This is a genomic window from Flavobacterium sp. IC2-16 (assembly GCF_055521455.1).
Map to the genome: position 1 here is coordinate 2,575,620 of NZ_CM145480.1, position 12,960 is coordinate 2,588,579.

The following is a 12,960-nucleotide window of genomic DNA, read 5'->3' on the forward strand; positions in this document are numbered from 1 at the left end:
TTATGAGAATTATCTGTTTAAATATAAGTATCCTGATTTATCGTGCCAAGCGTTTGTCTCATTATCTTTATATTTTAGAATATAAAAATAAGTTCCGTCTGGTAGTTCCTCGCCTTTGTTCAATGTTGATCGACCTTCCGATACACCGTTAAAAGAAACCGTTGTATTGTTATAGCCGTCTTCATCATAAACTAAAATACCCCATCTGTTGTAAATTTTTACATTATTGTCTGGGTAACATGTTATACCGTCAATGTAGAAAACTTCATTCAAGCCATCGTTGTTTGGAGAAACAGCATTGTAAATTTCAATAGCACAAGCTGCTAATACTTCTCCTTCACAATTGGTTACATGAATGTAGAATTCATATTTTCTTGGACAGGCACTATCATTAGTTCCTAAACTATACACTAAAGTATAGTATCCTTCTGGTAGTTGTGTAACATTTAAAATCGAACCGTTTAAAGCAGATTCAAATCCTACGTTTTCAATTGTCCAAGTTCCACCGTATTCGTTTTCACTCACTAAATCAACAAGGAATTGATTTAAGTTATAGTTTGCATTTGCAGCAACTTCATTACATAAACTTTTAGTTCCGGCATCAAACGTGTCGCCAACCGTAACATGTATAATTTGTGTAATTGTGGTTGTGTTGTTACAAGTATCTGTAGCATTCCAAGTTCTTATTATATCGTACGAAATAATCAATCCGTTTTCATCTAGAACTTCATTTTCAATATGCTCTTCAAAGACTACCGAAACTTGACCGTTACAGTTATCACTAAAAGATAGTTCAGGTGCTCCCGGAATTTCTGTACAAGGAACAGTCATTTCAGCAACAAAATCTTCGTTATTGAGAATAGGCGCAATATCATCATGAACGGTAATTATTTGTGATATAGATGATGTATTTCCACAAGCATCTGTAAAAGTCCATGTTCTTGTAATTACATATGAATTTGTACAAGTACCTTCAGTTGCACTTGTTGAAGAATCAACACCTTCTACAGTTATTTCTCCACCACAATTATCAACAGCGGTTAACCAAATGTTTGCAGGAACATCACCACTACAAGCAACAGTAATATCAATAGGAGCAGCAGGTGGTGTAGGAGCTATATCATCATGTACATTAATGTTTTGTGATACAGATGAAGTATTACCACAGGCATCTACGAAAGTCCAAGTTCTCACAATATTAAATGAGCTAGGGCAATTACCTGGAGTAATAGCATCTACACCTTCAACAGTAATGTTACCTTGACAGTAATCGTTAGCCGTTAAAGAAATCATAGCTGGCACATCTGATGAACATGTTACATTAATATCAGCAGGAGCTTCAGGTGCTACAGGTGGAACATTGTCGTTTACCACAATATTTTGTGAGATTGAAGAGCTGTTTCCACAAGCATCTACGAAAGTCCAAGTTCTCACAATGTTGTATGAATTAGGACAGTTACCCGGAGTAATAGCATCTACACCTTCAACAGTAATGTTACCTTGGCAGTAGTCGTTTGCAGTTAGTGAAATCATAGCCGGAACATCAGACGAACATGCTACAGTTACATCAGCCGGAGCTTGAGGTACTACAGGCGGAACATTATCGTTTACCACAATAATTTGTGATATTGAAGAGCTGTTTCCACAAGCGTCTACAAAAGTCCAAGTTCTCACAATGTTGTATGAATTAGGACAATTACCTGGGGTAACAGCATCTACACCTTCAACAGTAATGCTACCTTGGCAGTAATCGTTTGCAGTTAGTGAAATCATGGCCGGAACATCTGAAGAACATGCTACAGTTACATCAGCTGGAGCTTCAGGAGCTAAAGGAGGAACATTATCGTTTACCACAATGTTTTGTGATACTGATGATGTGTTTCCACATGCGTCAACAAAAGTCCAAGTTCTTACAATATTATATGAATTCGGGCAGTTTCCTCTAGTAAAAGTATCTACACCTTCAACAGTGATGTTACCTTGACAGTAGTCGTTTGCAGTTAGTGAAATCATATCCGGAACCTCATAAGAACAAGTGATGGTTACATCAGCCGGTGCTTGAGGTGCTACAGGTGGAACATTGTCGTTTACCACGATATTTTGTGATACTGATGATGTATTTCCACAAGCATCTACGAAGGTCCAAGTTCTCACAATGTTGTATGAATTTGGACAATTACCAGGAGTAACAGCATCTACACCTTCAGCAGTAATGTTACCTTGGCAGTAGTCGTTAGCAGTTAACGAAATCATAGCCGGAATATCTGAAGAACATGCAATGGTTACATCTGCAGGAGCTTGAGGCGCTACAGGTGGAACATTGTCGTTTACCACAATATTTTGTGATACTGATGATGTGTTTCCACAAGCATCTATGAAGGTCCAAGTTCTAACAATGTTGTATGAATTAGGACAGTTCCCAGGAGTAACAACATCTACACCTTCAGCAGTAATGTTACCTTGACAGTAATCACTGGCTGTTAACGAAATCATAGCCGGAATATCAGAAGAACACGCAATGGTTACATCGGCCGGTGCTTGAGGCGCTACAGGAGGAACGTTGTCGTTTACGATAATATTTTGTGATACTGATGATGTATTTCCACAAGCGTCAACGAAAGTCCAAGTTCTCACAATGTTGTATGAATTTGGACAATTGCCTGGTGTTACAACATCTACACCTTCAGCTGTAATGTTACCTTGACAGTAGTCGTTAGCTGTTAATGAAACCATTGGAGGAATATCTGATAAACATCCAATTGTAATATCTGCAGGAGCAGTTGGAGCTACAGGAGCAACATTGTCAATTACAGTAATATTTTGTGAAACAGAGGCAGTATTACCACACAAGTCACCAAAGGTCCAAACTCTTACAATATTATAAGAATTAGCACAGTTTCCAGGGGTAATAACACTTGATCCGTTGGAAGTAATTTCTCCAGAACAAGTATCTGTAGCTGTTAATGAAACCATTGGTGGTACATCAGATAAACAAGCTACAGTAATATCAGCTGGAGCTTGAGGTAAAACTGGCGCCGAAGTATCTGAAACGTTTATAGTTTGATTTACAGATGAAGTATTTCCACAAGCATCTACAAAAGTCCAAGTTCTAGTGATAGTATATGAACTAGCACAATTTCCTGCAGTTATAGCATCAACTCCCAATACGCTTATAGGGCCATTACAATTATCTTGTGCAGTTAATGTAATCATAGCAGGAACTTCGCCACTACATGCAACAGTTATGTTAGCTGGAGCTGCAGGGGCTACTGGAGCTACAGTATCGTTTACCACAATATTTTGTGATACCGAAGATGTATTTCCACAAGCATCTACGAAAGTCCAAGTTCTAACAATGTTGTACGAGTTAGCACAGTTTCCTGAAGTTACAGTATCTACACCTTGAACAGTAATGTTACCTTGACAGTAGTCGGAAGCCGTTAATGAAATCATTGCAGGAATATCCGATAAACATGCCACTGTTATGTTAGCTGGAGCAGCAGGAGCCACTGGAGCTACATTATCAATCACCGCAATATTTTGTGATACCGAAGAAGTATTTCCACAAGCATCTACGAAAGTCCAAGTTCTAACAATATTATACGAGTTTGCACAGTTTCCTGGGGTTGTAGTATCTACACCTTGTACGGTAATGTTACCTTGACAGTAATCGGAAGCCGTTAATGAAATCATCGCTGGAATATCCGATAAACATGCTACTGTTACGTTAGCTGGAGCAGCAGGAGCCACTGGAGCTACATTATCAATCACCGCAATATTTTGTGATACCGAAGAAGTATTTCCACAAGCATCTGCGAAAGTCCAAGTTCTAACAATATTATACGAGTTTGCACAGTTTCCTGGGGTTGTAGTATCTACACCTTGTACGGTAATGTTACCTTGACAGTAATCGGAAGCCGTTAATGAAATCATCGCTGGAATATCCGATAAACATGCTACTGTTACGTTAGCTGGAGCAGCAGGAGCCACTGGAGCTACATTATCAATTACTGCAATGTTTTGTGATACCGAAGAAGTATTTCCACAAGCATCAACGAAAGTCCAAGTTCTAACAATATTATACGAGTTAGCACAGTTTCCTGGGGTTGTAGTATCTACACCTTGTACGGTAATGTTACCTTGACAGTAATCGGAAGCCGTTAATGAAATCATCGCAGGAATATCCGATAAACATGCAACAGTTACATTGGCTGGAGCAGCAGGCACTACTGGAGCTACATTATCAATCACTGCAATGTTTTGTGATACCGAAGAAGTATTTCCACAAGCATCTACGAAAGTCCAAGTTCTAACAATATTATACGAGTTAGCACAGTTTCCTGGGGTTGTAGTATCTACACCTTGAACAGTAATGTTACCTTGACAGTAATCGGAAGCCGTTAATGAAATCATCGCAGGAATATCCGATAAACATGCCACAGTTACATTGGCTGGAGCAGCAGGCACTACTGGAGCTACATTATCAATCACTGCAATGTTTTGTGATACCGAAGAAGTATTTCCACAAGCATCAACAAAAGTCCAAGTTCTAACAATATTATACGAGTTAGCACAGTTTCCTGGGGTTGTAGTATCTACACCTTGTACAGTAATGTTACCTTGACAAGAATCGGTAGCAGTAAGTGAAATCATAGCCGGTACATCCGACAAACACGCTACAGTTACATTGGCTGGAGCAGCAGGAACTACTGGGGCAACATTGTCAATAACGTTTATTGTTTGCGATGCTGTTTCAGTATTTCCACAACTATCAGTAGCTAGCCAATTACGTGTTACAGAATACGATCCGCCGCAGCTTCCAAGAGTTGTAACATCATTAAATGAAAGAGTTACACTTAAGCCACAATTATCGGTTGCAACTGCTTGTGCAAATTGAGGCGTTGCAGGACAAACGATTGTTGATGGTGCTGGTAAACTTTGAAAAACAGGTTTTGTTGTATCTCTAATTGTGAAAATTTGTACATCACTTCCAGCATTACCACAAGCATCTGTTAAAGTAAAGGTTCTGGTTACCGTCATAGGACAGCTTCCAGAGGCTACATCTTGATAGGTAATAGATGATAGTGGAGATACATCGGTATATAAACCACCTGCGTTGTTAAATTGTTGTAGTGTTATAATCACTGGAGTAGATGAAAATGGCAAATATCCTGAAGTGCCAATTGCAGCGGTTCCGCATCCTTCGATAGTTAAATCGTTTGGAGCAGTAACAATTGGATTAGAAGTATCACCTACGCCAATCACAAAACTTTGAGTTTTAGTACAGCCAAAAGCATCGGTTACAGTAACAGTATAGGTACCAGGTGCTAATCCAGAAATATCTTCTGTTGTAGCGCCATTACTCCAAGAATAGGTGTAAGCTGTTGTACCACCTGTAACAGTTATATCAATTGCGCCATTGTTATTGTTACTACAGTTGGCAGAATTTACCTGACCTGTAATGTTTAAAGGAGCTGGCGGATTGATTATTTGTGTGTAAGTACTTACCAAATGAGTAGGTAAGTTAGAGTCGGTTACCGTTAAAGTTACGGTATAAGGTCCTCCCGGAAAAGGAAAGTTGTGAACCGGGTTTTGCTGAGTAGACAAAGGAGATCCATCACCAAAATTCCAAGAATAGGAATACGGTGAAATTCCGCCACTTGTCTCATCGTGGAATGTTACAGTAGATTGATTTCCTGAGGTACAAACAGTATACGTATACTCGACAGCTAACGGAGCTGCAACTACCATACAGGTTCCAAATTCACATTGCGATTTGCTGTATGTACCACAATCATAAGTGCTAAGCTCTGGATCACCAGCATTACCAGATGTTTTCCATACGGCTAAAATTCTGCATAATGCCAATTCTTGACCACAAGTCCAGGTAAACGGACCGTAAATTTGTCTCTGACCTGCTCCTGGTGCAACATTCCCTAAATAAATATTTAAAGGAATTATGTTGCCATCAATAGACAAATCAGCAAATATTCTCGTTTGAGTAATATTACTGTTCGAATTAGATGTGTAATTAAGCATTACATACATCTGTTGTGATGTACCAGGCACACAAGTCGTGTTGGATAATGGTACTCCATTAACATTGGTTAAGCTAAGGAATACCTGATCTAATGTGTAGTTGTTTGATGTACAGTTAAAGTAGCTCTCATAATAATTAGGAGGGCTACCACATAATCTCAAATCTGGTTTTTGAGCCGTGAACTGCGAAAAAGCATTGTTAATTCCAAGTATTAAAAATAACAATAGTAAGGTATTTTTTGATTTCATGGACTTTACTTTTTTAATTAAATCTTTAAAAAGTCATATAATGAAAACCTAATTTTAGAAGCTGAAAAATTCGGTTGGTAAACAATAAATATTGTAACCAAGTCATATCAGTCTAAAATTTACACTTCGAAAAAATGTTTTTGAGAGATTTAACTCAAAGAGCTAATCAATGAAATTTAAGGAAGTCACTAGAGTGTAAGTACATAAAATCCTGTTGTGGTATTTAGATTGTATCTACTTTTTTAATTACAGTAATAGTGGTATTTCGCTTATTTGTATGGTCTAAATTATCTAATAAAATTATTAAGCGGGCTATACATTGCGTTATTTTCGATGAAAACAAGCATTTTATCTTTGAATTAACAATTATTTGGTAATAAATAACTGGTTTTTGTAATTTTTTTTGATTTACTTTATATATATAAAATGTGTTGTTATGAAAAATTTAGTTTTAATTCGTCATGCAAAATCAAATTGGGATACTCCATTAAAAGATATAGACAGACCTTTGTCGAAAAGAGGTATAGGTGATGCCCATATAACTTCAAATCATATAGATCAATTTCTTCCTAAAACATTCATAGTTTGGAGTAGCCCTGCAAAACGGGCTAAAGAAACCGCTATGATTTATGCACAAAATTTAGCCATTCCATTGGAAACCATAGTTTATAAAGATGATTTGTACACTTTCGATGAAAAAAGTTTGGAAAGCATCATTAAAAATTGTGAAAACCGTTACGATAGCTTAATTCTTTTCGGTCATAATGGTGCTATAACAGATTTTGTTAATAAATTTGGAGACCGTTATATAGACAATGTGCCTACTTCGGGTATGGTTTCTATAACATTTGATGAAAACGATTGGAAAGATATAAATAAAGGGAAGATACAACAAGCCGTATTTCCCAGTCATTTAAAAGTATGAATACAACTCACGGAAACCGATATATAGACAGAGAGAAAAGTTGGTTAACATTTAATGCAAGAGTACTTCAGGAAGCCGCCGATGAAAGCGTTCCTTTATTAGATAGACTTCGATTTTTAGGAATTTTTTCCAATAATTTAGATGAGTTTTTCAGAGTCCGTTATGCTGCCATTCGTCGTATGAATGCAGAAGGTATTACGGGTGAAAAAGTATTGGGCGGAATTTCTGCAGAACAATTGCTGAAAGAAATTACCGAAATTGTTATTGAGCAACAATCCGAAAGTTTGCGCATTTTAAGTGTGATTGAAAAACAACTTGAAAAAGAAAATATTTTCATCATTAACGAAAATCAAATCAATAAAGAACAACAGGATTTCATCAAGGATTATTTCATTCAAAAGGTTTTTCCAGAACTGGTTACTATTATCCTTAATGATTTGGAAGAATTCCCGCTATTGAAAGATACTTCGGGCTATTTGGCCATTAAATTGGTCATGAATCCTAAGGAACAAAATACCATTATCTCTAAAATCCTTCAAAAGAAAGAAGTTCGTTATGCGGTTATAGAAATCCCTAAAACCATTAACCGCTTTGTGGTTTTACCGGCAAGTAGTGATAAACAATACATTATATTATTGGATGATGTAATTCGTTATAACCTTCATAGTATCTTCAATATTTTTGATTATGAAAGCATTTCGGCTCATATGATTAAAATTACGCGTGATGCCGAATTGGAATTTGATAGTGATTTAAGTAAGAGTTTTATCGAAAAAATATCTTCGAGTGTTAAAGAAAGACGCGTAGGAGAGCCGGTTCGATTTGTGTATGATCAATCGATTGAAAAAGATACACTGGCTTTTTTCCTTACCAAAATGAAAATCGATTCTACCGATAGTTTAATTCCGGGTGGTCGTTATCATAACCGTCGTGACTATATGGATTTTCCTAATTTAGGGCGTTACGATTTGTTAAGTAAAAAGAATACTGCGTTACCTGTTCCCGGATTAAGTCTAGAGGGGAGTATGCTCGAAAAGATAAAGGACAAAGATTATCTAATTAATGCGCCTTATCAATCGTTCGCGTATATAATTAAGTTTTTGCGTGAAGCAGCTCTAGATCCTAAAGTGGTTTCAATTAAAATTACGTTGTATCGTTTAGCCAAAAATTCTCAAATTATTAGCTCGCTTATCAATGCTGCTAAAAATGGAAAGAAAGTTGTGGTTCAAATTGAATTGCAAGCTCGTTTTGATGAAGCCAGTAATATTTCCTATGCCGAAATGATGCAAACAGAAGGTATTGAACTAATTTTCGGAGTAAAAGGATTAAAAGTTCACAGCAAAATTTGTGTTATTGAACGTATTGAAGAAGGCAAAGTATTCCGATACGGGTTTATCTCTACCGGAAATTTCAATGAAAGTACCGCAAAAATTTATACAGATGTTACTCTACTAACATCACATCAACAAATTTTAAAAGATGCTGCAAAAATATTCGATTTCTTCGATGTGAATTACCGAGTGCATCGTTATAAACATTTAGTGGTTTCGCCACATTATACCCGACCTAAATTTGTTCGGTTGATTGATAAAGAGATTATGAACGCGCATCTTGGTCGTGAAGCTTACATTAAATTGAAAATGAATAGTTTATCGGATTATAGAATGATTGATAAATTATATGAAGCCAGTAGAGCAGGAGTGAAAGTTCAGTTGATTATTCGTGGTATTTGTTCGCTTATACCAGGTGTTCCCGGAATGAGTGAAAACATTGAAGCTATTAGCATTGTCGATAATTATCTTGAACATTCCAGAGTTTATATTTTTGGTAATAATGGAGATCCTGAAGTATTTATTTCTTCAGCCGATTTTATGACTAGAAATTTAGATGCAAGGGTAGAAGTTACATGCCCAATTTACGATGCCGATATCAAAGCAGAAATGCTGGAAACATTCGATATTGGTTGGAGCGGAAATGTAAAAGCACGCCTTCATTCTGAAAAATTAGACAATAAGTATCGCAAACAACCTGATCAGAAAATATTCAGAGCACAACACGAACTTTACAACTATTACCGCGATAAGTTAGAGGTAATCGAAGAAAAAGTAAATTAAATTTTCAAAAATGATTTCAATTAAAAAATATGCTGCAATAGATATTGGTTCCAACGCCATGCGTTTGTTAATCAGTAACGTTGTAGAACAAAAAGGCAAAGAAACGCAATTCAATAAAAGTGCTCTTATTCGCGTTCCAATTCGCTTGGGGCAAGATGCTTTTACCGTTGGCGAAATTACTCCTGAAAATATAGACAGGATGATAGATGCTATGAAAGCCTTTAAGTTATTGATGAAAGTATATAAAGTAGAACGTTATATGGCTTGCGCTACTTCTGCTATGCGTGAGGCTTATAACGGAAAAGAAGTTACAGAAATCATTAAGAAAAAAGCTGATATTAAAATTGATATTATCGATGGAAAAAAAGAAGCGGCCATCATTGCTTCTTCCGATTTACACCATTTCATTAAAACCGAAGGTACTTATTTATATGTTGATGTAGGCGGTGGAAGTACAGAGTTTTCGTTGTTTTCTGAAGGTAAAATGATTACTTCTAAATCCTTTAAAAATGGTACAGTACGTTTGTTAAACAATATGGTTAACGATATTGTATGGCAGGAAATTGAAAAATGGATTAAAATAAACACCGAACCTTATGAGAACATTACACTTATTGGTTCAGGTGGAAACATTAATAAAATTTTCAAGCTTTCAGGAAAATTGCAAGACAAGCCACTTTCATACATGTACTTGAACTCTCAATACCAGTATTTGAATTCGTTAACCTACGAACAGAGAATTGCAGAATTAGCTTTAAATACAGACCGCGCCGATGTTATTATTCCTGCAATGCGAATTTATTTGAACGCTATGAAATGGAGCGGGGCAAGAAATATTTATGTTCCTAAAATTGGACTTTCGGATGGTATTGTAAAAGCCATGTATAACGGAAAGATTTAAGGAATGTCAATGCAAATTTCCAATTTTTCACCAGATAGAATCGCAATTCAACGCTATACTAATTTTCCTGATAAACCAACGTTGGTTTTTTTACATGATTCTCTTGGGTGTATAGAGCTTTGGAAAGATTTTCCTAAACAACTCGGGGAATTAACACAGTGCAATGTTTTAATTTATGATCGTCAAGGTTATGGAAAATCATGTCCGTTTTTCTATTCGGAAAGGGATAACTATTATGTTGAATTGGAAGCGGATTTGTTAAACGAATTGCTCATTTTTTGGGATATTAAGGAAGCTATACTATTTGGTCATAGCGATGGAGGCTCAATTTCTCTAATTACAGCAGCAAAATATCCGGATAGAATACTGGGTGTCATTACAGAAGGCGCTCACGTATTTGTTGAGGATATAACCTTAAAAGGAATTAAAGAAGCTATTGAATTATATAAGTCAACCGATTTAAAATTGAAATTGGAAAAATATCACGGAGATAAAACCGATGCGATGTTTTGGGCGTGGACAGCTACTTGGACCAGAGACACTTTTAAAGATTGGAACATAAAACACTTTATGCCTGCAATTGGTTGTCCTGCATTAATCATTCAAGGTGAGGATGATGAATATGGTTCAATTTCTCAGGTTGATAAAATTGTGAATAGCGCAGTTAAAGCTGAAAAGTTTTTAATTCCCAATGTAAAACATACGCCTCACAAGGAAGTACCAGATATAGTATTGAAAAAATCAGCTGAGTTTATTTCTCGTTTGATTCATCAGGATTAAACATCCAAATCAAAAGCTTTTTTTAGTAGTTCCAATGCGGGGTTGATAGCTTTTAATTTTTCATATTTTTCCATCGGAGTAAAAGCATATTTGGTTTTAACAACCTCATTTACAGTCACTTCAATAGAAACATCGTGGTTGTGTAAATGCCCCCTTAAATAGCCTAGTAAATCCAATTTGTTTGTATCAAAATCAACTTTAGAACTTTCGTTAGGTAACTGTAATTTTATGGTTGTTCCGTCTAAAATAGGATCATCCATAAGCATATAAGTTGCCATAATTTTTTGGCCGTTATTACTTAATTTCTCAGCATAATGTGTCCAATGCAAAAGCATATCCGTTTCAGTAAAAGGCTCTTTAGGTAAATCATCATGATGTTTTACGTTTGCTTTCTGTGTAGCTTCTAATTCACGTTTTGCTTTAATACTAGCTAGCGATAATGCCGATACTTTTGTAGTGTTAGGCATTGTATTAGCTGAAGCGGTATTTTCAATTACTTTTGGTGTAACGCTAGGTTCCGTTTTTTGAACTTCAAGAGACGCAGGGTTTTCTACTTGAGAAACTGTTTCATTAATGGGTTCAGCTTTGGTTTCTATAGTAACACTTTCAGCGGGTATAGAAGTAGATGTTTTAGTTGAAGAAACTTCTACTATGGAATATCCCGAATTTCGGTAATACGTTGGGGGAATTATAAATTTGTCAGCTTTTTTTTTTCTCCATCAAAAGTGATAGAGGCAAGTTGCATTAAGCATAGTTCAACTAGTAGTCGCTGATTTTGTGAGTTTTTGTATTTTAAATCACATTCATTAGCAATGTCAATTCCTTGAAGTAAAAACTCTTGTGATGCCTTTTGTGCTTGTTCACCATATAACTTTTGTGCATGTTCACCAGCTTCTAACAATATTAATGTAGAAGGGTTTTTGCAAACCAACAAATCTCTAAAGTGAGAAGCAAGTCCTGCAACAAAATGGTGTCCGTCAAAACCTTTAGAAATGATGTCGTTATAGGCTAGCAATAATTCTGGAATTTTATTCTCCAGAATTAAGTCGGTTACTTTTACATAATACTCAAAATCAAGAACATTAAGATTTTCGGTTACCGCTTGTCGGGTTAAATTATTTCCACAATACGAAACAACTCTATCGAAAATTGAAAGCGCATCACGCATGGCTCCATCTGCCTTTTGAGCAATAATGTGCAAAGCATCATCTTCAAAACTAACGCCTTGTTCTTTGGCAATTTCGGCTAAATGTTCTTTTGCGTCTTTAACCGTAATTCGTTTAAAATCGAATATTTGACAACGAGATAAAATCGTTGGTATGATTTTATGTTTTTCTGTTGTAGCTAAAATAAAAATAGCATGACGAGGCGGTTCTTCTAATGTCTTTAAAAAAGCATTGAATGCAGATGTAGACAACATGTGAACCTCGTCTATAATATATACTTTGTATTTTCCTGTTTGAGGGGGGATTCGAACCTGATCGATTAGATTTCGAATATCATCAACCGAGTTATTTGAAGCAGCATCCAACTCAAAAACATTGAAGGCAAAATCTTCATACGGATCATCGTATCCTTCTTGGTTGATTTTACGAGCTAAGATTCGCGCACAGGTTGTTTTTCCTACGCCACGCGGACCCGTAAATAGCAAGGCTTGTGCTAGATGATTGTTGTCAATAGCATTAAGTAACGTATTCGTAATAGCCTGTTGCCCAACTACATCTTTAAATGTTTGTGGTCTGTATTTACGGGCTGATACGATAAACTGTTCCATAGTGCTAACTTCGAATACAAATATAGCGGTTTTGTTGATTTGGTTATTTGGTTATTCGGCTATTTTAGACAAAAGTTATTCACAAAATAAGTTAGAAGTTAGAAAAAAGGGATAAGGGAAAAGGGAAAAGGGAAAAGGGAAAAGGGAAAAGGGAAAAGGGAAAGATACTAAGAACTAT

Annotated in this window: 7 protein-coding genes; 4 read left to right on the plus strand and 3 right to left on the minus strand. The window is 36.2% G+C overall.

All coding sequences use genetic code 11. The features are described 5' to 3' along the window. Positions 1-9: 9 nt before the first annotated feature. On the minus strand, positions 10-6,288 hold the full coding sequence (locus tag ACZ1JT_RS11965) for an HYR-like domain-containing protein (RefSeq protein WP_465094056.1): 6,279 nt from the start codon (positions 6,286-6,288) through the stop codon (positions 10-12). A 436-nt stretch (positions 6,289-6,724) separates the two neighbouring features. On the opposite strand from ACZ1JT_RS11965, the gene ACZ1JT_RS11970 reads away from it, so the two are divergent. Genes ACZ1JT_RS11970 through ACZ1JT_RS11985 form a run of 4 tightly spaced genes read left to right on the plus strand, consistent with a single transcriptional unit; the run spans position 6,725 to position 11,008 of the window. Beyond that, positions 6,725-7,213: a SixA phosphatase family protein gene (locus ACZ1JT_RS11970; RefSeq protein WP_465094057.1), complete on the plus strand. Its 489-nt coding sequence runs from the start codon at positions 6,725-6,727 to the stop codon at positions 7,211-7,213. Further along, positions 7,210-9,327, plus strand: a complete 2,118-nt coding sequence (gene ppk1, locus ACZ1JT_RS11975; protein ID WP_465094058.1) for a polyphosphate kinase 1 — start codon at positions 7,210-7,212, stop codon at positions 9,325-9,327. The genes ACZ1JT_RS11970 and ppk1 overlap by 4 nt, the downstream gene beginning before the upstream one ends. Positions 9,328-9,337: 10 nt before the next feature. Next, positions 9,338-10,228, plus strand: coding sequence for a Ppx/GppA phosphatase family protein (locus ACZ1JT_RS11980; protein WP_465094059.1), 891 nt, complete (start codon positions 9,338-9,340; stop codon positions 10,226-10,228). A 3-nt stretch (positions 10,229-10,231) separates the two neighbouring features. Continuing rightward, the gene (locus ACZ1JT_RS11985; protein ID WP_465094060.1) at positions 10,232-11,008 is read left to right on the plus strand and encodes an alpha/beta fold hydrolase; all 777 of its coding nucleotides are present in this window, start codon (positions 10,232-10,234) and stop codon (positions 11,006-11,008) included. Here the strand turns inward: ACZ1JT_RS11985 and ACZ1JT_RS11990 are convergent. Next, a complete protein-coding gene (locus ACZ1JT_RS11990) occupies positions 11,005-11,475 on the minus strand; it encodes a hypothetical protein (protein WP_465094061.1) in 471 nt (156 codons plus the stop codon). The genes ACZ1JT_RS11985 and ACZ1JT_RS11990 overlap by 4 nt on opposite strands. A gap of 221 nt (positions 11,476-11,696) precedes the next feature. Continuing rightward, a complete protein-coding gene (dnaX, locus tag ACZ1JT_RS11995) occupies positions 11,697-12,782 on the minus strand; it encodes a DNA polymerase III subunit gamma/tau (RefSeq protein ID WP_465094062.1) in 1,086 nt (361 codons plus the stop codon). Between the last annotated feature and the right edge of the window lie 178 nt (positions 12,783-12,960).